This window comes from Stenotrophomonas sp. LGBM10 (genome assembly GCF_046736075.1).
GTDB lineage: Bacteria > Pseudomonadota > Gammaproteobacteria > Xanthomonadales > Xanthomonadaceae > Stenotrophomonas.
Genome location: NZ_CP177163.1, coordinates 1,916,274 through 1,942,092, shown reverse-complemented (window position 1 = coordinate 1,942,092; position 25,819 = coordinate 1,916,274). Strand labels below are relative to the sequence as shown.

The window sequence follows — 25,819 nt, the reverse complement described above, 5'->3', positions numbered from 1 at the left end:
CGTCCTGCGGCGCAGCAAGTGTCCCGGTGGACATCGCCCCGGTATACCGCAGACAGGTGACCAAATGCCAATGACTGCAACGTATTCAGTTGCCGGAACCGGGCATGAGCGGCGCGTGGCGTGCCCCCGGCCGAACCGGCCGCGGCGCGCGGACCGCGCAGAAAACCGCCTCCACACCCCGGCGTAGGGAGGCAGCCGGGCGGGCGGTGCGGCTCTGCGCTACCCTTTCTCCCCCTTCTGCGGCGCCCGCCATGTCTGTCGACAAGAACCAACGCGATCTCGAAGCCGGTATCCACACCGATCTGGAGGGGCGCCTGACCTATGGCGGCTACCTGCGGCTGGACCAGCTGTTGTCCGCGCAGCAGCCGCTGTCCAACCCGCCGCACCACGATGAGATGCTGTTCATCATCCAGCACCAGACCTCCGAGCTGTGGCTGAAGCTGCTGGCGCACGAACTGCGCGCGGCGATCGGCTTCCTGCAGCGCGATGAGGTCTGGCAATGCCGCAAGGTGCTGGCCCGCAGCAAGCAGGTGCTGCGCCAGCTGACCGAGCAGTGGTCGGTGCTGGAAACCCTGACGCCGTCCGAATACATGGGGTTCCGCGACGTGCTGGGTCCGTCGTCGGGCTTCCAGTCGCTGCAGTACCGCTACATCGAATTCCTGCTGGGCAACAAGAACGCCCAGATGCTGCAGGTGTTCTCGCACGACCCGGCCGGCCAGGCGCAGCTGCAGCAGGTGCTCGATGCGCCCAGCCTGTACGAGGAGTTCCTGCGCTACCTGGCCCGCTTCGGCCATCCGGTGCCCGCCGCCTACGCGGGCCGCGACTGGCAGCAGCCGCACGTGGCCGACGACGCGCTGCACCCGGTGTTCGAGCGGATCTACCAGAACACCGACCGCTTCTGGCGCGAGTATTCGCTGTGCGAGGACCTGGTGGACCTGGAAACCGCCTTCCAGCTGTGGCGCTTCCGCCACATGCGCACCGTGATGCGGGTGATCGGCTTCAAGCGCGGTACCGGTGGGTCCAGCGGGGTGGGCTTCCTGCGCCAGGCGCTGGAGCTGACCTTCTTCCCGGAGCTGTTCCAGGTGCGCACGACGATCCGCAACGACGATCCGATGCCGCCGGACGCCTGATCGCGCCGGACCCCGCCGGCGCCCATTCATCATGACGCGCCGATGACCGTCGGCGCGGCCGCAGCCCCCGCCGTTGCTGCGCTGGCCGACCGGCCGGGGGCAATGGGCGTGCAAGTTCAGCGAGCGCGCGCCGAGCTGCACGAATCGGCGTGTATTTGACGTGAACGTGGTTGGTCTGGGATTCTCCCGCGCTGTTTGGCACATCGGACGTGCATGTCATCCACCGAACCCAGGAATCCCGCATGAGCGTAGACGCCGCCGCGAAATCCGTTCCCGAACCGGCGCTGCCGGAGTTCAAGACCACGCTGGGCCATCCGCGCCCGTTGTGGATGCTGTTCATGACCGAATTCTGGGAGCGCTTCGCGTTCTACGGCATCCGCTGGGCGCTGGTGCTGTACATCGTCTCGCAGTTCTTCCAGGGCGATTCGGCCGGCCAGGCCGCCGCCAGCCGCACCTACGGCGCCTACCTGGCGCTGGTCTATGCCGCGGCGATCTTCGGTGGCTACGTCGCCGACCGGGTGCTGGGGTACCAGCGGTCGATCCTGACCGGCGCGGTGATCATGGCCGCCGGCCTGTTCATGGTCGCAATGCCCAACAAGGAGATCTTCGAGCTGGGCCTGGCCACGATCATCATCGGCAACGGCCTGTTCAAGCCCAACATCTCCACGATGGTCGGCAAGCTGTACGGCCTGAAGGATGAGCGCCGCGACTCGGGCTTCACCATCTTCTACATGGGCATCAACATCGGCGCGATGATCGCCCCGGTGCTGACCCAGTACCTGGCCGAGGCCGTGTTCGGTACCCAGGCGATGCCGTCCTACAAGATGGTCTTCATCGCATCGGGCATCGGCATGCTGATCAGCCTGGCCTGGTTCTACGTTGGCCGTGCCGGCCTGAAGGGCATCGGCGCGCCGCCGGCGGGTGCCGAAGGGTTCAGCCGCGTCATCATGGTGCTGGTCGGGTCCATCGTGGCCATCCCGGTTGCCTACTTCCTGCTCTCCACCGGTGCCACCGCACTGGCCTGGATCCTGGGCGTGATGTTCGTGGCGCTGGGCGTGCTGCTGCTGGTCGAGGGCATCCGCGAGGGCAAGGTGCAGCGCGACCGCGTGATCGCGATGCTGATCATCTTCACCTTCAACGTCATGTTCTGGATGTTCTTCGAACAGGCCGGCAGCTCCTTCACCTTCCTGGCCGACAACATCGTCAACCGCAACCTGGGCGGCTGGACCTTCCCGACCGCGTGGTTCCAGTCGGTCAACTCGGTGGCCATCATCACCCTGGCACCGATCATCGCCTGGATCTGGATCAAGCTGGGTCGCGCCAATCCGTCGATTCCGCGCAAGTTCGGCCTGGGCCTGCTGTTCAACGGCGCGGCGTTCGCCCTGCTGATGCTGGCGCTGTCGAGCATGGTGGTGGACGGCAAGATCCCGTTCTGGACGCTGTTCATGGTCTACGTCATCCAGTCCGTGGGCGAGCTGTGCCTGTCGCCGATCGGCCTGTCGATGGTGACCAAGCTGGCACCGGTGCGCCTGGTCGGCTTCGGCATGGGTGGCTGGTTCCTGTCCACCGGCATCGGCAACAACCTGTCGGGCATCTTCGCCGGCGCGGTCAGTGGCGAGGGCGGCATGACCGTCGAGTCGGCACTGAAGGGCTACACCTTCGGCTTCTGGGCATTGATCGGTTCCGGCGCGCTGCTGTTCCTGATCGCCCCGCTGATCAACAAACTGATGCACGGCGTCAAGTGAGGTCTGCGATGCGCATGAACACGTGGGTGTCCCCGATGATTCTGGCCGGCCTGCTGGCCGCCTGTTCGCCGTCGGCGCCCACCGCCGCTCCTGCGCAGCCGCTGGACACCACCGAGCAGAAACCACCGGTCGCCGATCCCGGCGAGCCGGTGGCCTCGGGCAACACCCCGGCCGCCGCGGATGTCGCGGCGGTCGCCGCGCTCAACGCGCAGTTCGATCCGGGCCGCGATCCCGTCGCGGACCTGGCCACGGCCAAGGTCGAGGCCCAGCGCGGCGGCAAGCGCATCGTGCTGGACGTGGGCGGGGAGTGGTGCACCTGGTGCCACCTGATGGATGCCTTCATCGAGGGCGATGCGGAGATCCGCAGCTTCCGCGATGCCCACTTCGTGTGGATGAAGGTCAACTACAGCGAAGACAACGAGAACACGGCCTTCCTGTCGCAGTTCCCGGCGATCAAGGGCTATCCGCACCTGTTCGTGCTCGACGCCGACGGCACGCTGCTGCATTCGCAGTTCACCGGCGAGCTGGAGGCCGAGAAGGGCCAGCCGAAGGGCTACAACCGCACACGGTTCTTCGCCTTCATGAAGGACTGGGCGCCGCCGACGGCGCCATGACCGGAAAGGCCGCGGATTCCGCGGCCTTTTTTTTGATCCTGCTCCGCACCGCGTGGCACGCACGCATCGTGCGCTGAGCCTCGCGCGGAAACGCCGCCGTACACCATCTGCCGCCGGCACTACAGGTTTCAGCCGGGCTGCCGTTACCTCCAAGGACCTCATGCCGCGCAGTTCGTGGCGCGCACCCAATGGATTGAAACGCATGCAGCCGGGCACCAGCGACAGCACTTCCGATATCTCCCTCGACGGACCGGCCGGCGTGAGCCTGCCGCCGGTTGATGTCCTGCTCGACGACCACGGCGCACTGGAGACCCCGGAGGCGGACGCCGATACGCCCGCGCCCGGCGCGATCCGCTACCGCCTGCCGCTGGTCGCGGTGCCCGACAACGTGCTGCTCCGGGCAGCCGTACAGAAGCTGGTGGAGCAGAAGGCCCAGCTCGACGTGCTGGCCCGCAACCCGGCGCTGGCCGGGCTGCTGCCGGCCGAGTGGCTCGGCACCGGGCTGCGCGCGGTGGACCTGCAGGGCTTCGTGCTCTCGGTGCTGCCGTTCCTGCACAACACGGCCAAGGCCGAGACCGCGCCGGCGCGCCTGCCGCTCAAGCACGTGCTGGGCGATGCCGGGCGCTGGGACCGCGACGACGTGGCCGAGCCCAAATCGCTGGCCTTCTTCCTGGCCAGCGACGACCGCGCCAGCGCCGGCGTGAAGGACCCGGCCGAGGCCTACCTGGTCGGCGCGCTGGGCCTGGCGTGGACACATGAAGGACGCACCCGGCCGGGCTTCCTGCGCCAGATGGGGTACGACAGCATGGCCGCACGGGTCAGCATGCTGGCCTACCCCGAGCCGGGGCAGATGGCGCTGTACGGCGTGACTGCCCACGGCGTCAGCCAGATCTGGTGCGTGCTGGACCGGCGCAAGCTGCGGCCGCTGCTGGCGCCGTGGATCAGCGTGCCGCTGCTGACCGCCTACGGGGTGGCTGCGCCCGCCGCCTGGCCGTCCTCCTTCCCGCCGGTGGACGAAGTGGCGCAGATGCTGGCCACCGCGCGGACCGGCAAGGGGCCGGTCGAAGTGGATCTGGGCAAGGTCGCGGCCAAGGTCGCGCAGGATGCCTCGGCAGAGACCTGGATGCCGGTCAGCCTGCTGCAGGTGGGCACCTGGGCGCCGCGCTGGCGCTACTTCATGGCCACTTTCATCGGCCTGCCGTCGCTGCTGCTGGTGGTTGCCGCCCTGGCGCTTCCCGGCGCGATCGAAGCGGCAGCGGTCGCCGCCTCACTCGGCTTCGCCGGCGGCGCCATCGGCGCGCTGGCCGCCCCGTGGGTACACGCGCGGCGCAAGCACCTGAGCTAGCAGAGCCGGGCGCTGCCCGGCTGACCGTCATGATGCAGCCGGGCAGAGCCTGGCTGACCGTCATGCAGCCGGGCAGAGCCCGGCTCTACGCCTCGTCCATCCGCTGCAGGCCTTCCCCGGCCAGGCGCAGGATCAGCGTTTCCAGCATCTGCTCCTCCTCCTCGCTGAGCACGGACATCAGCTTGCGGGTGATTTCGATCACCAGCGGGGCGATGGTCTCGTAGACCTCGAACCCGGCCGCCGACAGCGCCAGCACCGAGCGGCGGCGGTCGTCGCCGTGGGTTTCACGCTTGATGAAGCCCCGTTCGAGCAGTCTGGCCACGGCGCGGCTGACGGCCACCTTGTCCATCGCGGTGCGATCGGACACCTCGCTCGCCGACGAACCCGGGTACAGGGCCAGGATGGTGATGACCCGCCATTCCGGGATCGCCAGGCCATAACGGTCCCCGTACAGCTTGGCGATATTGCCGCTGACCCGGTTGGACAACACGCTGAGCCGGTACGGCAGGAACTGCTCCAGATCGAGCAGGGCGTGCGAGGCGCGGATGCTGTGGCTGGTGGGATCGGGCGGGCTCATGCTGCGGTGCACCTTGATGGTGGTTTCATGTGAAACTATAAACCTTCAGTCCGGACTCCGCATTCTCGCGGGTCTGCCTTCCTCCCGCACCTGGTTTTTTCCGATGCGGACTTGCTTTGGAGCCACATCATGAGCAGCCAACTGAGCACCGCGTCCCACGCCCCGAACCCGGGCATGCAGGTCACCACCTTCGAAAACCCGATGGGCATCGACGGTTTCGAGTTCGTCGAATTCGCCGCGCCGGCCGGCCGTGGCGCTGAACTGCACGACTATTTCCGCAAGATGGGCTTCAGCGCCGTGCTGCGCCACAAGCAGCGTGCGATCACCGTGTACCGCCAGGGCGACGTCAATTTCCTGGTCAACGAAGAGCCGGATTCGTTCGCCGCCGACTTCGCCGAGAAGCACGGCCCATGCGCCTGCGGCTTCGCCATCCGCTTCCAGAAGCCGGGCGACGAGGTGTTCCAGATGGCGCTCGGCAACGGTGCCGAGGCGATCGACTTCAAGCCGGAGTCCAAGGCCGTGCCGGCGCCGGTGATCAAGGGCATCGGCGACTGCATGCTGTACCTGGTGGACCGCTACGGCGCCAACGGCAGCATGTTCGACACCGACTACGCGCCGATCGACGGTGCCGAACAGCGCCCGGTCGGGTTTGGCCTGACCTTCATCGACCATCTGACCCACAACCTGTACTTCGGCAACATGCAGCAGTGGTCGGACTACTACGAGCGCCTGTTCAACTTCCGCGAGATCCGCTACTTCGACATCAAGGGCCTCAAGACCGGCCTGGTGTCCAAGGCGATGACCGCGCCGGACGGCATCGTGCGCATTCCGCTCAACGAATCGTCCGATCCGAAGAGCCAGATCAACGAGTATCTGGACGCCTACAAGGGCGAAGGCATCCAGCACATCGCCTGTTTCACCGAGAACATCTACGACACCGTCGAGGCGATGCGTGCGCAGGGCGTGGAGTTCCTGGATACGCCGGAGACCTACTTCGACGTGATCGACATGCGCGTGCCCGGCCACGGCGAAGACGTAGCGCGTCTGGCGAAGAACAAGATCCTGATCGACGCCGACCCGGAGACCAAGCAGCGCAAACTGCTGCAGATCTTCACCACCAACTGCATCGGCCCGATCTTCTTCGAGATCATCCAGCGCAAGGGCAACGAAGGCTTCGGCGAAGGCAACTTCACCGCGCTGTTCGAGAGCATCGAGCGCGATCAGATGAAGCGCGGCGTGCTGTAAGGCCGCGTGCTGTAAGGCGGCGTGCTGTAACGTGGAGTGGGGCGGCCTGGCCGCCCCACCTTCGCAGCGCCGTAGCAGGGACACGCCGGGCAGCTGAACGCGTCGAAGCGCGGCCATCTGCTGACGTGCACGAATGAACACAACGCCGGGAGCCGCCCGGCACCATGAGAGCCCGACCATGCCCACCTCCCTCGCATCACGGGGTTACCAGACCGGCTTCGGCAACGAATTTGCCACCGAAGCGGTACCCGGCGCATTGCCGGTCGGGCGCAATTCACCGCAGCGGGTAGCGCACGGCCTGTATGCCGAGCAGCTGTCCGGCACCGCCTTCACCGCGCCGCGTGGCAGCAACCGCCGCAGCTGGGTCTACCGGATCCGCCCGGCGGTCACCCACGGCGAGTTCACCGCGTATGCGCAGCCGCACCTGCACAGCGACTTCGCCCACGGCGCGGTCTCACCCAACCAGCTGCGCTGGAATCCGCTGCCGCTGCCCACCACGCCGACCGACTTCGTCGATGGCCTGTACACGATGGGCGGCAACGGCGCACCGGATGCGCACCACGGGGTGGGCATCCACCTGTATGCGGCCAACGCCGACATGCAGGGGCGCTATTTCTACAACGCCGACGGCGAGCTGCTGATCGTGCCGCAGCTCGGCCGCCTGCGCCTGCTCACCGAGTTCGGCGTGATCGAGATCGAGCCGCAGCAGATCGCGGTGATGCCGCGCGGCGTGCGCTTCCGGGTCGAGCTGCCCGATGGCCAGGCACGCGGCTACATCTGTGAGAACTTCGGCGCGCTGTTGAAGCTGCCCGACCTGGGGCCGATCGGTTCCAACGGCCTGGCCAACCCGCGCGATTTTGAAACCCCGCACGCCGCCTTCGAAGACCTGGACGGCGCGTTCGAGCTGATCGCCAAGTTCGGTGGCCAGCTGTGGCGCGCGGACATCGATCATTCGCCGCTGGACGTGGTCGCCTGGCACGGCAACTACGCGCCGTACCGCTACGACCTGCGCCGCTTCAACACGATCGGCTCGATCAGCCACGACCATCCGGACCCCTCGATCTTCCTGGTGCTGCATTCGCCCAGCGATACGCCCGGGACCAGCAACATGGACTTCGCGATCTTCCCGCCGCGCTGGCTGGTGGCCCAGGACACCTTCCGCCCGCCGTGGTTCCACCGCAACATCGCCAGCGAGTTCATGGGCCTGATCCACGGCGCCTACGACGCCAAGGCCGAAGGCTTCGTGCCCGGCGGCGCATCGCTGCACAACTGCATGAGCGGCCACGGCCCGGATGCGGCCACCTTCGACAAGGCATCGGCAGCGGACCTGAGCCGGCCGGACGTCATCAAGGACACGATGGCCTTCATGTTCGAGACCCGTGGGGTGATCCGCCCCACCGCGCAGGCGATGGACGCTGCGCACCGGCAGCGCGACTACCAGCACTGCTGGCAGGGGTTGAAGGCAAACTTCCCCCGCGAGTAGCCGAGGCCGGTCACGGCTGCCTCAGACCGGCACCGCGCCCGCCATGCTGGGCGCGAATCCGGCCGCGTGCGCCTCCGGCAATACCTCCAGCAGGCGCTGCCGCACCCGTTCGGCATAGCCGGGCGAGGTCAGTGCCGGCAGGGCCTCCAGCGCGGTGTGCAGGCCGGTGATCACGTCCGCATCGCTGCGCACCTGCTGCAGCGCGTGGAACAGCGCCGCGGCGCGGGGATGGCGCTGCAGTTCCAGAATGCCGAGCAGGTAGATGCGCGCGGCCACCAGCGAGCGCCGGCGCTCGACGGGGGCTGCCACCCCGGTACTTACCGGCGCGGCGGCGACCGGAGCGGGCGCGGTCGGCGACGACGCCGGCGTGGCCACCGCGGGCGCGGAGACCAGATAGCCGGCTTGGATCAGCTCGATCACCATCGCCGACGCTTCCGCGCCCACCAGGGCGGTCAGCTGCGGCAGGTCGCGCTGGCCGTCGCACAGGATCAGCAGGCGGCGCTGGCGCATGTCCAGGGGCGCACGGTGGGCCTGCAGGGCGGTGCGGGCGAGGTCGGTCTTGCGCGGTTGCATGGGCGTGGGGTCGATGCGGTGCAGGCCGAGCCTGAACGCGGCAGGTGAAACGGCGATGACAGCCCTTCGCCGCGCATGCAGCCACTGCACGGCGATCGCGCTAGGCTGCCCGACATCGACTGGAGGACACCGCATGAAGCAGCTGGGAAGCGTTCTGGCCCTGGGCCTGGTACTCGCCGTGGGGGCCTGCGGGCGAACCGCGGATTCCACCCCCGAGGCTGGCGGTGCGGCGGGGGCGAGCCCCACCACTCCCACCACTCCCACCGCTGCAACGGCGGCCGTGCCGGCCCCCGCCGCTGCCGCTGCAACCGGGCCGGCGCGCCTGGACGGCTATGGCCCGGTCAGCCTGGACAGCACCCTGGACCAGGTGCGCGCGGCCTGGAAGGAGCCCCTGGACGGCGCGGTCCCGGATGATTACTGCCACTCGCTGCGGCCACAGGGCGCACAGGCCGACGACGTGGTGTTCATGATCGAGAGCCGGCGCCTGGTCCGCTACGACGTGCACAACGATCGCATCGTCGCCCCGGGTGGCGGCAAGGTCGGGATGTCGCTGGGTGAGCTGCAGACCCTCTACCCGGACCGCGGCGACGTCACCCCGCACAAGTACGACGAGCAGGGCCACAACCTGCGCGTGCGCCCGGCCACCGAGGGCGGCGCGCTGGTCAACTTCGAAATCGACCGCAATGGCATCGTCACGGACTGGCGGGTGGGGCTGCCGCCGCAGGTGGATTACGTCGAGGGCTGCCTGTAAGCCCGCCGTGGCTCTAGAATCGGCCCACGCCTGCCACCCGGGAACTCACCGATGATCGCTGCCGCCACATGGTTCGTACTGGGTCTGGTGCTGCTCGCACTGGGCGGTGATTCGATCGTCAAGGCGGCCTCGGGGCTGGCCCAGCGCTTCGGCGCGTCGCCATTCGTGGCCGGGTTGCTGCTGGTCGCCTTCGGCACCTCGCTGCCCGAACTGGTGGTCAACGCACGCGCGTTCGTGGTCGGTGCCGAGGCGCTGGCACTGGGCAATGCGGTAGGCAGCAACATCGTCAACGTCGGCCTGACCCTGGGCATGGCCGCCCTCGCGGCGCCGCTGCTGGTGCGTGCACGGCTGCTCTCGCCGCTGCTGGTGCTGCTGGCGGTCTCCAGCCTGGCCCTGATCGTGTTCGGGCTGGATGGCGTGATCGCCCGCTGGGAGGGCGCGCTGCTGCTGCTGGGCTTCGTGGCGGTGCTGGTGTTCGTGCTGCGCCGCGCGCGGCAGGAGTCCGAGCCGGTGCGCGAGGCCATCGCCGGTTACGCCATGACCCGCACCGGCCTGTTTCTCAACGTGCTGCGCGTAGTGTTCGCGGCGGTGTGCCTGTACTACGGCGCGCGCTGGATCGTGCAGGCCGCACCGGTGTTCGGCGCGGGCCTGGGCTGGTCGCCGTTGCTGGTCGGCCTGCTGCCCGTCGCCATCGGCACCGCACTGCCGGAAGTGGCCGCCGCCATCGCCGCCGCACGGCGCGGGCAGGGCGACATGGTGCTGGGCCACGTCATCGGCTCGAGCCTGTTCAACCTGCTGGTGGTGGTGGGCGGCATGGCCGCGCTGCGGCCGCTGGCATTGCCAGAGTCATTCGTGAAGCTGGAGCTGCCGGCGGCGATCGCCTTCGTGCTGGTGCTGTACCCGATGCTGCGCGGCGACCTGACCATCAGCCGCCGCGAAGGCGGCGTGCTGCTGGTGGCGTTCCTGGGCTGGGTTGCGCTGGAGCTGGCGCTGGCCACGGCCGGCTAGCCCGCCGCGGGCCGTTGCAGCGCCGGCGGCAGCGCGTCAGGCGTTCTCGTCGCGGCGCGGTTCCGGCGGCGGCAGCGCTTCTTCCTTGGCCGTTTCATCGCCCGGCAGGGTAGGGCGCTTTTCCATCATCAGCGACAACGCGGCCTTGGCCATCATGTGCGCGCTGATTGGTGCGGTGATGAACAGGAACACGGTGATCAGCAGCTCGCGCGGCTGCGGGTCTTCGCCGAGGAAGATGTGGTAGCACACCGAACCCACCAGCACGCAGCCCACGCCCAGCGTGCTGGCCTTGGTCGGCGCATGCAGACGCTTGAAGAAGCTCGACAGCTTCACCAGGCCCAGCGCGCCGACCAGGATGAAGAAGCAGCCGAACAGCAGCAGGATCGACAGCACGATCTGGATGAAGGTGATCATTCGACGATGTCCCGGCGCAGCACGAACTTGCTCAGCACCACGGTGCTGCCGAACCCGAGCATGGCGATGATCAGCGCCGCTTCGAAGTACACCGCCGAGTTGAGGTACATGCCGAACAGCATCAGCTCGGCGATCGCCGTTACCGACAGGGTGTCCAGCGCGAGGATGCGGTCGGGCACGGTGGGGCCGCGCAGCAGGCGCCAGGTGGCCAGCAGCATGGCCAGGCCGACCACGTGCATGCACACCACCATCGTGGTCTGGATGAACATGTATCCGGTCATGGGAAAATCTCCATCAGCGGGGCTTCGTAGCGGGTCTTGATCTGCCGGATCAGCTCGTCCGGGTCGTCCAGATGCAGCACGTGCACCAGCAGGTAGCGGCGGTCGTCCGACAGCGCGGCCGACACGGTGCCCGGGGTCAGCGTGATCATGCTGGTCAGCGCGGCGATACCGTGGATGTTGGCGATGTCCAACGGCAGCCAGATGAAGCCGGGGTGGATGCGGCGCTCCGGCCCCAGCACCTGGATAGCGACCCGGATGTTGGAGACCAGGATGTCCCACAAGGTCACCACCACCAGCTTGGGCAGCGGCCGCAGCGAACCGATGCGGGCGAACTCGCGGTCCAGCCGCGCCGCGAACAGCGGCACCACCAGGCCCAGGAACATGCCGAGCACGAACTGACCGACGGTGAAGCTGTCGGACATCAGCAGCCAGAACGCCACCACCATCACGCTCAGCGAAGGCGAGGGCAGAACGCGCTTGTACAGCGAAGGACGGGCGCTCATGGCTGGCGGATCTCCGGCGGGGTGGCGCGCAGGCCGTTCACATAGTCCTGCGGCTGCAGCAGCTGGGTCGCCATCGCGTCGGTGTGCTGCATCAGCGGGCCGGCGAACAGGCTCATCGCGATGCCGTAGCTCAGCAGCAGCGCTGCGGCGATGAGTTCGACGGTACGGGTTGGCGCCTTGCGCGTGGGCGGCGCGCCGTCCTCGGCCACCGGCACACGCCAGAACAGGCGGATGCCGGCGCGGGTCAGGCCGACGATCACCATCAGGCTGCTGCCCAGCACGGCCGTCCACACCACGCCGGTGTAGGCGGGGGGCATGCCGGCCAGCAGCGCGGCCTTGGCCAGGAAGCCGGACAGCGGCGGCAGGCCGGCCACGGCCACCGCGCCGATCAGGAACAGCACCGCAGGGGTCTGCTTGCCCGGCATGGGCGCGATGATTTCCTTGCGGTCGCTGGCACCGCCGCGCCGGCGCCGGATCAGGTCCGCCACCAGAAACAGCGCCGCAGCGACGAAGGTGCTGTGCGGCAGGTAGTACAAGCCGGCCGACAGGACCTGCGGGGTACGCACGGCGAAGGCGATGAACAACGTGGCCGCCGACACCACCACCAGGTAGGAGATCAACACGCGCAGCCGCGCGGCCGCCAGCACGCCCAGGCCGCCGAGCACCAGCGTGGCCACGCCGGCCCACAGCAGCCAGTCGCTGCCGTAGCCGGCCATCGCGCCGGCATCGTCGCCGAACCACAGCGTGCTCACCCGCAGCACCGCATACAGACCCACCTTGGTCATGATCGCAAACAGCGCTGCCACCGCAGCCGGCGCGCGCGCATAGGCTTCGGGCAGCCACAGGTACAGCGGCATCAGCGCGGCCTTGCTGCAGAACACCAGCAGCAGCAGGCCCATCGTGGCCTTCACCAGCAGCAGGTGGGTGGGCGGCACCTCGGCGATACGCTGGGACAGTTCGGCCATGTTGAGCGAGCCCAGCGAGGCGTACAGCAGGCCCAGCGCGATCAGGAACAGCGTCGAGGCGGTGACGTTGAACACCACGTAATGCAGGCCGATACGCATGCGCAGGCCGCGCCCGCCACTGAGCAGCAGGCCGTACGAGGCGATCAGCATCACCTCGAAGAAGACGAACAGATTGAAGATGTCGCCGGTCAGGAATGCGCCGTTGAGGCCCACCAGCTGGAACTGGAACAGCGCGTGGAAATGCGGCGCGCGACGGTCCCAGCCCGAGCAGGCGTGCAGCAGGCAGGGAATGGCCAGCAGCAGCGTGGTGACCAGCATCCATGCCGACAGGCGGTCGGCGACCAGCGCGATGCCCAGCCGCGAGGGCCAGTCGCCGAGCAGGTACACCGCGATGCTGCCATCGGCGGTCTGCGCGAACAGCAGCGCGACCGCCGCTGCCAGTGCGGTCAGCGTGGTCCACGCCACGCTGCGCTGCACCTTGGGGCCATAGCGGCGGTGCTCCACGAACAGCGAACAGGCGGCGCCGAACAACGGGATCAGGATGGGCAGGATCACCGCATGGTTCATGCGCCGCCCTCCCGGCCCGGCGCGGTGTCGGCAGGCGCGGTATCGGACTCTTCTTCGTGCGCGTCGACGTGGTCGCTGTGGTTGTCGCTGCGGCTGCGCATGGCCAGCACGATGGTCACCGCCGTCATCGCGAACGCGATCACGATCGCGGTCAACACCAGCGCCTGCGGCAATGGATCGGTGTAGTTGCCCAGATCGCTGTCGATGCCCTCGCGCAGCACCGGTGCCTTGCCCGTGACCAGGCGGCCGCCGGCGAAGATCAGCAGGTTGGTGGCGTAGGAGAGGAAGGTCATGCCGAGAATGACGTCGAAGCTGCGCGCGCGCAGCAGCAGGTAGATGCCGATCGCGGCCAACACACCGATCGCGCTTGCCAGGGCCAGTTCCATCAGTGCATCTCCCCGGTCTTTGCCGAACGACGGTTGGGATCGATCTCGCCCTTGCGGGCCGTACGGGTACGCGACGGCTTGATGGTGCCCATCATCGACAGCATCAGCATCGCCCCGCCGAACACCACCAGGTACACGCCGGTATCGAACCCGATCGCGCTGGCCAGCGGTACCTCGCCGATGAGCGGGATGTGCAGGTCCAGGTGGCCGCTGGTCAGGAACGGCACGCCGAACAGCATCGACGCGCTGCCGCTGACGATGGCGATCAGCAGGCCGGCACCGATGCAGCGGATGTAGTCGAAGCCGAAGCGCGATTCCACCGATGCGGTGCCCTGGATCACGTACTGGATCACCAGCGGCACGGCCAGCACCAGGCCGGCGATGAAGCCCCCGCCCGGCGCGTTGTGGCCGCGCAGGAACAGGAAGATCGACACGGTCAGGGTCAGCGGGAACATGATCTGGGCCAGGTCGGCCGGGACCGGCAGCTTGATCGGCGGCCCGGGCATGATCTGCTCCGGGGCCATCCGCGAACGCCGCAGCATGGCGTGCACGACCAGCGCGGCGATGCCGAACACGGTGATCTCGCCGAAGGTATCGAACCCGCGGAAGTCCACCAGGATCACGTTGACCACGTTCTGGCCATACGCCTCGGGCAGGGCACGGGCCAGCATCTCGCCGGCCATCGTATTGGGGGGCAGGGTCATCGCCGTATAGGCCAGCGCCGCCAGGCCGCCACCGCCGAGTACCGCGATCAGCACGTCGCGTCCCTTGCGCCAGCGCGAGCGTTCGCGGGGCGACTGCACCGGCAGGTAGTTCATGCCCAACAGCATCAGCACCAGCGTGACCATCTCCACCAGCAGCTGGGTGAGCGCCAGGTCCGGAGCGGACAGGAACACGAAGGTGAGCGACACGATCAGGCCCACGCCACCCAGCAGCAGCACCGCCAGCAGGCGCTGGCGGTACTTGGACAACGCGCCGAACGCGCAGGCCATCATCACCAGCCACAACCCCCAGCCGAGCAGCGGCAGCGGCTGCGGCGAGGGCCAGTTGGGCGAGACCGGCGTGGCCACGAACGGGGCCGCCGCGACGATGATCGCCACCACCACCAGCCCCAGCAGCATGCGCTGCAGGCTGCCGTTGGCCAGTGCCTGGGTCAGCCGATGGGCGAAGCCGAACACCAGGTCCAGCTGTTTGTGGAACAGATTGCGGCCGGTGGCGCGGGTGACCACCGCATGCAGATTGATCAGGCGGCGCAGGCCGAAATACAGGGCGATGCCGCCCAGCACGCCAACCGCGCTCATCGCCAGCGGCAGATTGAAGCCGTGCCATACCGACAGGCTGTAAGCCGGCATCGCCGGGCCGAGGATGGACGAGGCGGCGGCATGCAGCACCGGTGCGATGGTGATGGCGGGGGCGACGCCGACCGCCACACACACCACCACCAGAATCTCCACCGGCACCTTCATCCAGCGCGGCGGCTCGTGCGGCACGCGGTCCAGATCGTGCGGGCCCTTGCCGAAGAAGGTGTCGTGCACGAAGCGCAGGCTGTAGGCCACGCCGAACACGCCGGCCAGCAGGGCGGCGACCGACATGGCGATGCGCATCGCTTCCGGCCCCTCCGTGGTCAGCGCTTCGGCGAACAGCATTTCCTTGGACAGGAAGCCGTTGAGCAGCGGAATGCCGGCCATCGCCAGCGAGGCGATGATCGCCAGCGCGCTGGTGAAGGGCATCAGGCGACGCAGCCCACCGAGCTTGCGCATGTCGCGCGTGCCGGTTTCGTGGTCGATGATGCCGGCAGCCATGAACAGCGAGGCCTTGAAGGTGGCGTGGTTGAGGATGTGGAACACGCCGGCGACCACCGCCATCGGGGCGGAAAGCCCGAACAGCATCGTGATCAGGCCCAGGTGGGAGATCGTCGAGTAGGCCAGCAGGCCCTTCAGGTCGTGCTGGAAGATCGCATTCCACGCGCCGATCAGCAGGGTGATCGCGCCGATGCCGCTGACCGTATAGAAGAACAGGTCGGTGCCGGACAGGGCCGGGTGCAGCCGTGCCAGCAGGAACACGCCGGCTTTGACCATCGTGGCCGAGTGCAGGTAGGCCGACACCGGCGTCGGTGCGGCCATCGCGTGCGGCAGCCAGAAGTGGAACGGGAACTGCGCGCTCTTGGTGAAGATGCCGGCCAGCACCAGGAACAGGGCGTACGGGTAAAGCGCACTGGCGCGGATCGCATCGCCGGCGGCCAGCACCGCATCCAGCTCGAAGCTGCCCACGATGCGGCCGATCAGCAGCACACCGCCGAGCAGGGCCAGGCCGCCGCCGCCGGTCACCACCAGCGCCATCCGCGCGCCCTCGCGGGCATCCTGGCGGTGCGACCAGAAGCCGATCAGCAGGAACGAGCTGATGCTGGTCATTTCCCAGAACACCATCAGCAGCAGCAGGTTGCCCGACAGCACCATGCCCAGCATGGCGCCCATGAACAGCAGCAGGTAGCAGTAGAAGCGGTGGGCGCTGTCGCGGGCGCTGAGGTAGTAGTGGGCGTACATCACCACCAGCGCGCCGATGGCCAGGACCAGCCCGGCAAACATCCACGCCAGGCCGTCCAGCCGCAGCGAGAATGCCAGCCCGATCTGCGGCAGCCACTGCCCGAAACTGCGGACGACCCCGCCGCCCAGGATGTCGGGGGTCATGGTGGCCAGCAGCGCCAACCCACCCAATGGAGCGGCCGCGGCCAACCAGGCGGCCGTGGAGCGGGAGGTGCGTCGGAATGAAGCGACCGCCACGGCCATCAGGAAGGGCAGGGCGAGCAGCAGGAGCAGACTGGGATTCATGCAGGGAATGCGGGATTCACGAGCAGGTCGTTCAGTCTAACAGGCAGGCAATTGTCGCCGATACTCCCGAATACGCATCGAACTGCATGTAACGTGCGCTGATTCATTTTTTCAGCCTCGTCAGTGGGTCCATCCGGGACCGTCGCGGGCCGTATGGAACCGATGGAGCGGCTTTGCCGAACGTGGCCGGTCGCAGGGGGCGCCGAGCGGGTTCCGGCCAGCAATGGCAGGGCCTGCGGAAGAAGGCGGACGGTCACGGAGCTGAACGCCAGCGTACCCGGATGGGGGCCTGATGGGGATGCTGGACGCCGGCGCGTGGACCGCCGGTGAGCATGTCGCCTCGTTCAGGAAAGTGCGTTCAGAAGCGCCAGTCCAGGCGACGGTAAAGCTTGGCCATCACCCAGGCCGGGCCGATCAACAGGTAGACCAGATCGGTGAGGAAGCTGGGCTTGCGGCCCTCGAATTTGTGGCCGATGAACTGCGCCACCCAGGCCACGGCGAATACGCCCAGGCCCAGCCAGAACAGGCCACGCAGGCCGATTTCGGCTTCCAGCAGCCGGCACAGGCAGCCGCTGACGAAGAACAGGGCGAGCATCCCGTAGCCGAGCCGGCGTGACAGACGGTTGTAGTAGGCCCACGCGGCGAACATCGCCAGACCGGCCCAGATCCCGTACTGGAACCAGGTGATCAACGGCGGCAGGCACCACAGCAGCGCGATCACAGACCACAGGATCGCCGGCACCGCGATCACATGGATGCGCTGGTTGATCGCGTTGCGGTGGTCGTCGGAATAGCTGGCGAAGTAGCGGTCGATGGGCCGCTCAAGCTGGGTCGTCGTGGACATTGAGCCTCCGGAGTCCAGACAGGATACTCCGCCGCTGCCCCTGACCTAGTGCAGCCGACTAACAGTCGGCTCTACAGTGCGCCGACGCTGGTAGAGCCGGGCTCTGCCCGGCTCCACCCACCGGTCTCAATCTACCGAGATACCCGCCAAGCGCTGCAGCGCCTCGGCGTACTTGGCGCGGGTGCGCTCGATGATCTCCGCCGGGATGCTCGGGCCCGGAGCGGTCTTGCCCCAGTCCAGCGTTTCCAGGTAATCGCGTACGAACTGCTTGTCGTAGCTCGGCGGGCTGGTGCCCACCTCGTACTCGTCGGCCGGCCAGTAACGCGAGGAATCCGGCGTCAGCATCTCGTCCATGATGTAGAGACGGCCATCGGCATCGGTCCCGAACTCGAACTTGGTATCGGCCAGGATGATGCCGCGCTCGCGCGCGTAGTCGGCGGCGAACTTGTAGATGCGCAGGGTGGCGTCGCGCACGCGCTCGGCCAGGTCCGCGCCGACCGCCTTCACCATCGCATCGAAATCGATGTTCTCGTCATGGTCGCCCACGGCGGCCTTGGTCGAGGGGGTGAAAATCGGCTCGGGCAGCTGTTCGGCCTGGCGCAGGCCGTCGGGCAGATCGATGCCGCTGATCTTGCCGGTGCGCTGGTAGTCCTTCCAGCCGCTGCCGATCAGGTAGCCGCGGGCAATCGCTTCCACCGGCACCGGCTTCAGCTTGCGGGTCACCACTGCGCGCTTGGCGTACAGCGCCGGGTCAACGCCCTCGGGCAGCACGCTGGCCACGTCGATGCCGGTCAGGTGGTTGGGCATCAGGTGCGCGGTCTTGGCGAACCAGAAGTTCGACACCTGGCAGAGCATTTCGCCCTTGCCGGGAATCGGATCGGGCAGCACCACGTCGAAGGCCGACAGACGGTCGGTAGCGACCATCAGCAGGTAGTCCCCCGGCGGAGTGCCGGCGGGCAGCCGGTCGCGCGGAATGTCGAAAACATCACGCACCTTGCCGCGATGGCGCAAGGGCAGGCCGGGGAGATCGGATTGCAACAACGTGGTCGGCACGGGCACTCCTGAGGCTTCGTCAAGACAGCTGTCCAGGGGACCCGGAGGGCCCGCACAGACAGCGGGCGGCCTAGTGTAAAGCGGGTTGGGCCCGCTGTGACGTAAAATGAGGCTCCTTTGTCGACCCGGCCGCCCCCACGACCATGCGCTGGTACGGAAAACTGCTCGGATTCATCGCCGGCGCCCTGCTTTTCAGGCCCAATCCGCTGTTCGGGGCCGTGGTCGGCCTGTTGATCGGGCATGCCTTCGACGCCGACTGGTTCCGCCTGAACAGGGAGAACCCCTACCGGGAGCTGGGGCTGACCTCCGAGGCGACCGATGCCGAGGTCGATCTGGCCTACCGCCGGCTGATCTCCCAGTACCACCCCGACAAGGTCGTCGGCGCCGCCCCGGAGCTGCGCCAGCAGGCCGAGCGCAAGTCGCGCCTGCTCAACGCCGCCTACGACCGCATCAAGACCCTGCGCAAGCGCTGACCCCGCGCGGCGCCTCCCCGTCCACGTCCTGAAGGCCCCGGCCATGTCCAACTGCATCATCGCCCCCTCCATCCTGTCCGCGAACTTCGCCCGCCTTGGCGAGGAAGTGGACAACGTGCTCGCCGCCGGTGCGGACTGGGTGCATTTCGATGTGATGGACAACCATTACGTGCCCAACCTGACCATCGGCCCGATGGTCTGCCAGGCGCTGCGCAAGCACGGCGTCACTGCGCCGATCGACGTGCACCTGATGGTGGAGCCGGTGGACCGCATCATTCCGGACTTCGCCGAGGCCGGTGCCACCTACATCAGCTTCCACCCGGAAGCCTCCCGCCACGTCCACCGCACCATCCAGCTGATCCGTTCGCTGGGCTGCAAGCCGGGCATCGTGCTCAACCCGGCCACCCCGGTGGACATCCTGGACTGGGTGCTGGACGACCTGGACCTGGTGCTGCTGATGTCGGTCAACCCGGGCTTCGGCGGCCAGGCGTTCATTCCCTCGGCGCTGGACAAGCTGCGCGTGGTGCGCCAGAAGATCGATGCCAGCGGCCGCGACGTGCGGCTGGAGATCGACGGTGGCGTGAAGGCCGACAACATCGGCGCGATCGCCGCCGCCGGTGCCGATGCCTTCGTGGCCGGCTCGGCGATCTTCAACGCCACCTCCAGCTACCAGGACGTGATCGCGCAGATGCGCCACAACGTCGCCCAGGCCAGGGGCTGAGCCATGCCGGTGGCCATTGTGACCATCCGCGTGGCCACCGCCGACGATGCAGCGCTGATCCTGCGCTTCATCCGCGAGCTGGCGATCTATGAGAAGGCCGAGTCGTCGGTGCAGACCGACGAAGCCGGCATCCGCGCCAGCCTGTTCGGCGCCGATGCCAAGGCGCACGCGCTGATCTGCGAGGCCGGTGGCGAGGCCATCGGCTACGCCGTGTACTTCTACAACTACTCCACCTGGCTGGGCCGCAACGGCATCTACCTGGAAGACCTGTACGTCAGCCCGCAGCAGCGCGGCAGCGGTGCCGGCAAGGCGCTGCTGCAGCACATCGCGCGTATCGCGGTCGCCGAAGGCTGTGGCCGTTTCGAATGGTCGGTGCTGGACTGGAATGAGCCGGCGATCAGGTTCTATGAAGCCGCCGGTGCGAAACCGCAGAGCGAGTGGACGGTGTACCGCATGGAAGGCGATGCGCTGCGGGAATTCGCCGCCGGCTGACACCGTGCAAAAAAAGACCGCACCCTGGCTACAAGGCTCCAGTGGAGCGAGAAGCTACGTGGCAGCGATGGCGTGCTGACGCGCTAAGTCCAGAAGCTGCGCGTGGATATGCAGCTGGTCAACAGCCCGGTGCGGAGGCCGATTTTGCGAAGACAAGCGAAGTTGAGAGCGCAGTCGGATGCTGAAAGCTCAATCTGGATGGCCGCCGCCACTAAACGGCGGCTTAGAGGCCGATGATAGTCCGACCAGGATGACCGGGCATGGGCTACTTCCAAACACCACGGTCTTTCGCTTCTTTCACGATGTCCAGCATGATTTCTGGCTCTCCAAGTTGGGCTAGGAGCATGAGGTGTTCGACGGCCTTGACCTTCTTCAAATGATCGAGGCGACACGGCCCGCCCGCCCTCAAAGCCGGAGTGAAGGCATACATCTCATCGGGAGCCAAGTGCCCGAGCTGTTTCACTGCTCTTTCAAACAGAGGTTTTCCAGCTTCGTCTTCCTCATCTAGATCGACCTTATCAAGGCGCTCCACCCAACTGGACGCTAAAAAGTCGCCTTTGCCTTGGCTCATCCACTTCGAATTGTCTTTTGGGAAGATCATTGACGTCATCGACAGGATGGTCATGCACGGGCCCGTTCGGGTTCCCCACACCATCAGTCGCCCGAATGCCGTCCGACCGATAACGTGGAAATCGTCCGTCCCGTACAGCGGCGTGCCGTAGATCCAGGCATTGAGGACTTCAGAATACTCACTTGGATCAGTCATCCAAAACAAGCCGCCTCCGTAGCCGGAAAAGCCATAGGCCTTCCAGTACTCAAGCAGCTTTTCAGGTAGCTTCCCGCGATAGAACGTCAGCGTAGATTCCCCTGCGGGTCGGGTATCCACTGCAGGACCAAAGCCCGAGTTTCGATAGAAATACTCAAAATCTTCATCAATCATGCGGGTCATTTACAACGCTCCAGTCCGCCATTCATTTTTGTCTTGCTTCTTTCGCTCACAGGCAATGCCAGCAGCTGGTACGAATGAGCGGAACGGCTGGCGCGCAGACAGACTTGCCCAGCAACAGAGTGTCCGCAACGACAAGCTTCGACACCCCTCCACCTCACATGTAAGGGACGCCGCCAAGGTTTTGCTGGCGCACGTAGTTGAGGATACTGTTGAAGCGCTCTGACAGGTCAGGGATTGACAGGCTGTATAGGCATGCTTTCGTACATGCGATACCCATCTGACCTGGACGCGGGCTCTCGCAGCCCTTCTGGACCGACGTGATCCTGTCCTTCGCGGGCAAGAGGCGGGGCGCGGCTTTTGCTGCCAGCTAGGGCGGATTGTGCTGTACGCAATGCGACAGAGACTCCGACCCATGACCCGCAATAGAGCGCATTGACGCCGCTGCCTTGGGGGTGCTGCTGGGGTATTGAATCAGTTGCTGCAAGCTGAGCGCCAATGCTGGCAACTGTTCTTGGGAATTAATCGGAGGCTGATCCTGCCTCCATCCGTCGTCCCTGCTATGGCCTTCCATTCTCCGGTCGCGCGATGACGCTTTGATGACGCGTTCGAGCCCTGCGCGCGGACGATGCAGCGTCCTGCGCAAGGCGGGGTGCAGCGCCTCGGGGCACGCCTGCACGACCCCGCCACGGTTCGCCGACACTCGTGTGACAGGAAGGCGCCCTGCGCCATTTCAGCAGCGAGGTCGCACTATCGGGAAAAGCAATCAACGTGCTTCGGAAGATGACCTGACGCGCTGTTATAAAGAAAATGCGACCGGTGAACTGCCGCCGCTTGCATCACTGCCAACCCAGGAGATCGACATGACGCTTTGGAATGTGATGGTATCTGCGGCACTTGGAGGGGTTCTTGCCACGGCGCCGGTTGGCGTACAGGCGCAACGCGCGGACACCCCTGTCAGCATCACCACGAAAACGACCTATCCGGCGGGATCGGTCGACGCGGCATCCTGGCTCGACTGGATCGCGGGACGCTCGCCGGCGTACGCGCCGGTGTCCAGACGCGGCACGGTCCAGGTGCTCACGACACGAGCAGGCTTGACCGGATCGAGCGTCGCGCGCGCGCCCAGCGCAGGTCCGTCCACGCCGCTGCCGAACGGCGGCAACCAAGGCGACGGGATGACCGTTACCTCCCGGGACGCGGCAGTAAGTACCGAAACCTGGGGCTACACCTTCCACAACGGCGCGTGGACACTGGTGGAGTACCACTACAAATCCGTCACCGCCGGCAAAGAGGATGCGCCGGAAAATCCCGGCGGCTGAATCGACGGTGTCCGGTTTGGTCGACGCAAAGCGGCCCCGTGGGGCCGCTTTCCCACGCGTGATCGCGGCGTTCACCGCCCCCGACACAGCGCACTGCTAGCCTGCGCCTCCCTGATCCGTGGAAGTGCTGCATGCGTGGCAAACGATGGCGTCTGATCCTCAACGGCAAGTCCACCGGCAACACCGACCTGCGCGAGGCGGTGCACGCGCTGCGTGAGCGCGGGGCCACGCTGGAGGTGCGGGTGACCTGGGAGGAGGGCGACGCCGAGCGCTATGTGGCCGAGGCGATCGCGCATGGCGTGGAGACCATCATTGCCGCCGGCGGCGATGGCACGCTCAGTGAAGTGGCCGAAACGCTGGCGCACCGGGACGAGGATGCCGATGCGCTGCCGTCGCTGGGTCTGGTGCCGCTGGGCACCGCCAATGACTTCGCCACTGCGGCGGAGATTCCCGACGACCCCGAACAGGCGCTGGCACTGATCGAGCATGAGCCGCCGCGCCCGGTGGACCTGTTGCGCATCGACGCCGACGGCGAGCGCTGGTGGTGCGCCAACGTGGCCAGTGGCGGCTTCGGTACCGAGGTCACCGTGGATACCGACGAGGGCCTGAAGAAGATGCTGGGCGGCCTGGCGTACCTGGTCACCGGCATTTCGCGGCTGGGCCGCATCGAGCCGATCCAGGCGCGGGTCCGCGCGCCCGGCTTCGACTGGGAAGGGGGCTTCATCGCGCTGGGGGTCGGCAACGGTCGCCAGGCCGGCGGCGGGCAGGTGCTGTGTCCGGACGCGCACATCGACGATGGCCTGCTGGACCTCACCCTGATTCCCGAGCTCAGCGGCGAAGTCGCGTCCACCTTCACCGCGCTGGTCACGGGCGGCAAGCGTGGGGCGCTGGAGCAGGTGGCCGAACGCGTCCAGGCCCCCTGGGTGGAGATCGAGGCGGCCCAGCCGCTGACCCTGAACCTGGATGGCGAGCCGGTCCGCGCCCGCCGCTTCCGCATCGAGTGCGTGCCGGGCCGGGTCCGGCTGCACCTGCCGCTGGACAGCCCGCTGCTGTCGCGGCGCTGACCCCCGTGGCGGCGCCGGGTTCCATCCGGTGCCGCCAATGCGGTACAGTCGCCGCGTGTCCATTCTGACGACCCCGCATTCCCTTTCTTCCGCTCGCCGCTGGTGGCGATGGTGGCCTGTTGCCGTCGTCCGTCCCGCCACCGCCGTTTCCCGGAAGGAAAGTCGTCTTGATCACGCTCGAGCAGTTCCAGCAGCAGGCCGCTGAAGGCCACACCCGCATCCCCGTCGTCCGCGAAGTGCTGTCCGACCTGGACACGCCGCTCTCGGTCTATCTGAAGCTCGCCGACGGCCCGCATACCTACCTGTTCGAATCGGTCGAAGGTGGCGAACGCTTCGGGCGCTATTCCATCATCGGCCTGCCGGCACGCCGGGTGTATGCCTTCCACGGCCATACCCTGACCGTCAGTGAGGCCGGCCAGGTCGTGGAAACCCGTGAGGTCGCCGACCCGTTCACCGAGGTCGAGGCGCTGCGCAGCGCCCACTCGGTGCCCAAGCTGGCGGGCCTGCCGGGCTTCACCGGCGGTCTGGTCGGCTGGTTCGGCTTCGAGTGCATCGGCTACATCGAACCGCGCCTGGCACCGCCGCGCGGCCGCGATGAGCTGGGCACCCCGGACATCCTGCTGCTGCATTCCGAAGACCTGGCGGTGTTCGACAACCTCAAGGGCCGCCTGTACCTGATCGTGCACGCCGACCCGGGCCAGCCCGGCGCATGGGACGACGCGCAGGCGCGGTTGGATGCGCTGGTGGCCAAGCTGCGCGCGCCCGGTGCGGGCTATCCGGCGCCGATCACCCGCGACGTGCTCGACGAGAACGACTTCGTGTCCGGCTTCACCCGCGAAGGCTTCATCGCCGCGGTCGACAGATCCAAGGAATACATCCGCGCCGGCGACATCTTCCAGGTGGTGCTGAGCCAGCGCCTGAGCGTGCCGTTCAAGGCGCGCCCGGTGGATGTGTACCGCGCGCTGCGGGCGCTCAATCCGTCGCCATACATGTACTTCCTGGATACCGGCGATGTGCAGGTGGTTGGCTCCTCGCCTGAAATCCTGGTCCGTCTCCAGGACGGCGAAGTCACCGTGCGCCCCATTGCCGGTACGCGTCCGCGTGGCGCCACCGTGGAAGAAGACAACGCGCTGGAAGCCGAACTGCTGGCCGATCCGAAGGAGCGCGCCGAGCACCTGATGCTGATCGACCTTGGCCGCAACGATGCCGGTCGCGTTTCCCGGGCAGGCACGGTGGAAGTGGGCGAGCAGTTCGTGATCGAACGCTACAGCCATGTCATGCACATCGTCAGCGAAGTCACCGGCCAGCTGCAGCCGGGCCTGAGCTACACCGACGTGCTGCGCGCGACGTTCCCGGCCGGCACGGTCAGCGGCGCGCCGAAGATCCGCGCGCTGGAAGTGATCCGCGAGCTGGAGCCGATCAAGCGCAACGTGTACGCCGGCAGCATCGGCTACATCGGCTGGCACGGCGATGCCGACACCGCGATCGCGATCCGCACCGCCGTGATCAAGGACGGCCGCCTGCATGTGCAGGCCGGCGCCGGCATCGTCTACGACTCCGATCCGGGCAAGGAATGGGACGAGACCATGAACAAGGGCCGCGCGCTGTTCCGCGCCGTTGCGCAGGCTGCCAAGGGCCTGTGAGTTCCTCTGCCGTGGCGCATGCCACGGCGTCCGCTGCATCATCCAGACAAGGAATACCGCATGAAGCTGCTGAGCGCATTGCTGTTGTCGACGACACTGGCCGCCGTCGCCCCTGCGTGGGGCCAGGCCAACACCATTCCGTCGCAGCCGCATCTGCTGGTGAAGGGCAGCGCCACCCGCACGGTGATGCCGGACCGTTTCACGGTGAAGGTGGCGCTGGAATCGGTCGACATGCAGACCGACACCGCGCGCGCCCGCGTACAGGCCAACGCCGAGCGCGTGCTGCAGCTGTTCGCCCAGCACGGCGCCATCGATGGCACTGTGAGCGCCGCCAATCTGCGCATTGCCCCCTCCACGCGCTATCGCAACGATGAGGAGGTGTTCAACGGCACCGCCGCCAGTCGCGACCTGAAGGCCGAATTCTCCGATGCGCAGGCGCTGAAAGCCTTCCTCGGCGATCTGAAAGCCAGCCGCGAGGTGCAGGTCAGTACCGCTGAACCGACCTACTCGGGCGAAAGCCGCCTGCGGGGCGAACTGAAGGCCGAAGCCGCCGCGCAGACGCGCGAATCGGCCAAGGGCCTGGCCGGCGCGTACGGCACGAAGATCACCGGTCTGTACAGCATTTCCGACGTCGCACCGAACTTCGCCTATGGCGTGCAGGCCGGCACCTGGGGCACGCAAGTCCACGATGGGTTCGGCTACGGCCGCGGAGGCGAGACGCTGGACAGGGTGGTCATGACCGGATCGCGTTACCGCGCGGCGTCGGGCGGCGAACTGCTCACGGCCGCGCCCATCACGTACACCGAGAACGTGTACGCCATTTTCCTCATCCAAGACGGACCCTGA

Annotated in this window: 26 protein-coding genes; 15 read left to right on the top strand and 11 right to left on the bottom strand. The window is 67.1% G+C overall.

The annotated features are described in order from the left end of the window. Positions 1-251 precede the first annotated feature (251 nt). The 4 genes from ACLB90_RS08195 (at position 252) to ACLB90_RS08180 (ending at position 4,834) form a co-directional block, all read left to right on the top strand. Positions 252-1,130, top strand: coding sequence for a tryptophan 2,3-dioxygenase (locus ACLB90_RS08195; protein ID WP_411852445.1), 879 nt, complete (start codon positions 252-254; stop codon positions 1,128-1,130). A 242-nt stretch (positions 1,131-1,372) separates the two neighbouring features. Then, positions 1,373-2,875, top strand: a complete 1,503-nt coding sequence (locus ACLB90_RS08190; protein ID WP_411852444.1) for a peptide MFS transporter — start codon at positions 1,373-1,375, stop codon at positions 2,873-2,875. A gap of 35 nt (positions 2,876-2,910) precedes the next feature. Continuing rightward, positions 2,911-3,489, top strand: coding sequence for a thioredoxin family protein (locus ACLB90_RS08185; RefSeq protein WP_411852725.1), 579 nt, complete (start codon positions 2,911-2,913; stop codon positions 3,487-3,489). 202 nt (positions 3,490-3,691) lie between these two features. After that, entirely contained in the window at positions 3,692-4,834 is a 1,143-nt protein-coding gene (locus ACLB90_RS08180; RefSeq protein ID WP_411852443.1) for a hypothetical protein, read from the top strand. Between the two features lie 85 nt (positions 4,835-4,919). Here the strand turns inward: ACLB90_RS08180 and ACLB90_RS08175 are convergent, their stop codons facing one another. Then, complete coding sequence (locus ACLB90_RS08175; protein WP_411852442.1) at positions 4,920-5,411, bottom strand: MarR family winged helix-turn-helix transcriptional regulator; 492 nt, start codon at positions 5,409-5,411, stop codon at positions 4,920-4,922. 174 nt (positions 5,412-5,585) lie between these two features. Here ACLB90_RS08175 and hppD point away from each other — a divergent pair, with 174 nt between their 5' ends. Further along, on the top strand, positions 5,586-6,656 hold the full coding sequence (hppD, locus tag ACLB90_RS08170) for a 4-hydroxyphenylpyruvate dioxygenase (RefSeq protein ID WP_411852724.1): 1,071 nt from the start codon (positions 5,586-5,588) through the stop codon (positions 6,654-6,656). 178 nt (positions 6,657-6,834) lie between these two features. Then, complete coding sequence (gene hmgA / locus ACLB90_RS08165) at positions 6,835-8,139, top strand: homogentisate 1,2-dioxygenase (protein WP_411852441.1); 1,305 nt, start codon at positions 6,835-6,837, stop codon at positions 8,137-8,139. A gap of 21 nt (positions 8,140-8,160) precedes the next feature. On the opposite strand, the gene ACLB90_RS08160 is transcribed toward hmgA, so the two are convergent. Beyond that, positions 8,161-8,712, bottom strand: coding sequence for a hypothetical protein (locus ACLB90_RS08160; protein ID WP_411852440.1), 552 nt, complete (start codon positions 8,710-8,712; stop codon positions 8,161-8,163). A 133-nt stretch (positions 8,713-8,845) separates the two neighbouring features. On the opposite strand from ACLB90_RS08160, the gene ACLB90_RS08155 reads away from it, so the two are divergent. After that, positions 8,846-9,463, top strand: a complete 618-nt coding sequence (locus tag ACLB90_RS08155; protein ID WP_411852439.1) for a hypothetical protein — start codon at positions 8,846-8,848, stop codon at positions 9,461-9,463. Positions 9,464-9,514: 51 nt separating this feature from the next. Next, positions 9,515-10,471 (top strand): sodium:calcium antiporter, encoded by a 957-nt coding sequence (locus ACLB90_RS08150; RefSeq protein ID WP_411852438.1) that lies wholly within the window; start codon positions 9,515-9,517, stop codon positions 10,469-10,471. A gap of 36 nt (positions 10,472-10,507) precedes the next feature. On the opposite strand, the gene ACLB90_RS08145 is transcribed toward ACLB90_RS08150, so the two are convergent. The 8 genes from ACLB90_RS08145 to ACLB90_RS08110 all read right to left on the bottom strand — a co-directional run bounded on the left by ACLB90_RS08145 (position 10,508) and on the right by ACLB90_RS08110 (position 18,312). Further along, positions 10,508-10,885: a Na+/H+ antiporter subunit G gene (locus tag ACLB90_RS08145; RefSeq protein WP_411852437.1), complete on the bottom strand. Its 378-nt coding sequence runs from the start codon at positions 10,883-10,885 to the stop codon at positions 10,508-10,510. Beyond that, positions 10,882-11,166, bottom strand: coding sequence for a K+/H+ antiporter subunit F (locus tag ACLB90_RS08140; RefSeq protein WP_070472350.1), 285 nt, complete (start codon positions 11,164-11,166; stop codon positions 10,882-10,884). The genes ACLB90_RS08145 and ACLB90_RS08140 overlap by 4 nt, the downstream gene beginning before the upstream one ends. Further along, positions 11,163-11,669 (bottom strand): Na+/H+ antiporter subunit E, encoded by a 507-nt coding sequence (locus tag ACLB90_RS08135; RefSeq protein WP_411852436.1) that lies wholly within the window; start codon positions 11,667-11,669, stop codon positions 11,163-11,165. The genes ACLB90_RS08140 and ACLB90_RS08135 overlap by 4 nt, the downstream gene beginning before the upstream one ends. Then, positions 11,666-13,201: a monovalent cation/H+ antiporter subunit D gene (locus tag ACLB90_RS08130; protein ID WP_411852435.1), complete on the bottom strand. Its 1,536-nt coding sequence runs from the start codon at positions 13,199-13,201 to the stop codon at positions 11,666-11,668. Before ACLB90_RS08130 ends, ACLB90_RS08135 begins: the two co-directional genes overlap by 4 nt. After that, positions 13,198-13,587 carry a Na+/H+ antiporter subunit C gene (locus ACLB90_RS08125; protein WP_411852434.1) on the bottom strand — a complete coding sequence of 130 codons (390 nt, stop codon included), beginning with the start codon at positions 13,585-13,587 and terminating at the stop codon, positions 13,198-13,200. Before ACLB90_RS08125 ends, ACLB90_RS08130 begins: the two co-directional genes overlap by 4 nt. Further along, complete coding sequence (locus ACLB90_RS08120) at positions 13,587-16,415, bottom strand: monovalent cation/H+ antiporter subunit A (RefSeq protein WP_411852433.1); 2,829 nt, start codon at positions 16,413-16,415, stop codon at positions 13,587-13,589. The genes ACLB90_RS08125 and ACLB90_RS08120 overlap by 1 nt, the downstream gene beginning before the upstream one ends. Positions 16,416-16,773: 358 nt before the next feature. After that, positions 16,774-17,259, bottom strand: a complete 486-nt coding sequence (locus ACLB90_RS08115; protein WP_411852432.1) for a DUF962 domain-containing protein — start codon at positions 17,257-17,259, stop codon at positions 16,774-16,776. Positions 17,260-17,385: 126 nt separating this feature from the next. Next, entirely contained in the window at positions 17,386-18,312 is a 927-nt protein-coding gene (locus tag ACLB90_RS08110) for a phosphoribosylaminoimidazolesuccinocarboxamide synthase (protein WP_165699812.1), read from the bottom strand. 143 nt (positions 18,313-18,455) lie between these two features. On the opposite strand from ACLB90_RS08110, the gene ACLB90_RS08105 reads away from it, so the two are divergent. The 3 genes from ACLB90_RS08105 to ACLB90_RS08095 are packed head-to-tail and all read left to right on the top strand — an operon-like array spanning position 18,456 to position 19,998. Beyond that, positions 18,456-18,785: a J domain-containing protein gene (locus tag ACLB90_RS08105; protein ID WP_017354530.1), complete on the top strand. Its 330-nt coding sequence runs from the start codon at positions 18,456-18,458 to the stop codon at positions 18,783-18,785. Positions 18,786-18,828: 43 nt separating this feature from the next. Further along, complete coding sequence (gene rpe, locus ACLB90_RS08100) at positions 18,829-19,506, top strand: ribulose-phosphate 3-epimerase (RefSeq protein ID WP_136004616.1); 678 nt, start codon at positions 18,829-18,831, stop codon at positions 19,504-19,506. A 9-nt stretch (positions 19,507-19,515) separates the two neighbouring features. After that, positions 19,516-19,998, top strand: a complete 483-nt coding sequence (locus tag ACLB90_RS08095) for an N-acetyltransferase family protein (RefSeq protein ID WP_411852723.1) — start codon at positions 19,516-19,518, stop codon at positions 19,996-19,998. A 265-nt stretch (positions 19,999-20,263) separates the two neighbouring features. On the opposite strand, the gene ACLB90_RS08090 is transcribed toward ACLB90_RS08095, so the two are convergent. Further along, on the bottom strand, positions 20,264-20,947 hold the full coding sequence (locus ACLB90_RS08090; protein ID WP_411852431.1) for a GAD-like domain-containing protein: 684 nt from the start codon (positions 20,945-20,947) through the stop codon (positions 20,264-20,266). 860 nt (positions 20,948-21,807) lie between these two features. Here ACLB90_RS08090 and ACLB90_RS08085 point away from each other — a divergent pair. The 4 genes from ACLB90_RS08085 to ACLB90_RS08070 all read left to right on the top strand — a co-directional run bounded on the left by ACLB90_RS08085 (position 21,808) and on the right by ACLB90_RS08070 (position 25,819). Further along, the gene (locus ACLB90_RS08085) at positions 21,808-22,266 is read left to right on the top strand and encodes a hypothetical protein (protein WP_411852430.1); all 459 of its coding nucleotides are present in this window, start codon (positions 21,808-21,810) and stop codon (positions 22,264-22,266) included. A 131-nt stretch (positions 22,267-22,397) separates the two neighbouring features. Further along, on the top strand, positions 22,398-23,330 hold the full coding sequence (yegS, locus tag ACLB90_RS08080) for a lipid kinase YegS (protein WP_313274668.1): 933 nt from the start codon (positions 22,398-22,400) through the stop codon (positions 23,328-23,330). A 167-nt stretch (positions 23,331-23,497) separates the two neighbouring features. Next, positions 23,498-24,973 (top strand): anthranilate synthase component I, encoded by a 1,476-nt coding sequence (trpE, locus tag ACLB90_RS08075; RefSeq protein WP_411852429.1) that lies wholly within the window; start codon positions 23,498-23,500, stop codon positions 24,971-24,973. A 60-nt stretch (positions 24,974-25,033) separates the two neighbouring features. Then, positions 25,034-25,819, top strand: coding sequence for an SIMPL domain-containing protein (locus tag ACLB90_RS08070; protein ID WP_411852428.1), 786 nt, complete (start codon positions 25,034-25,036; stop codon positions 25,817-25,819).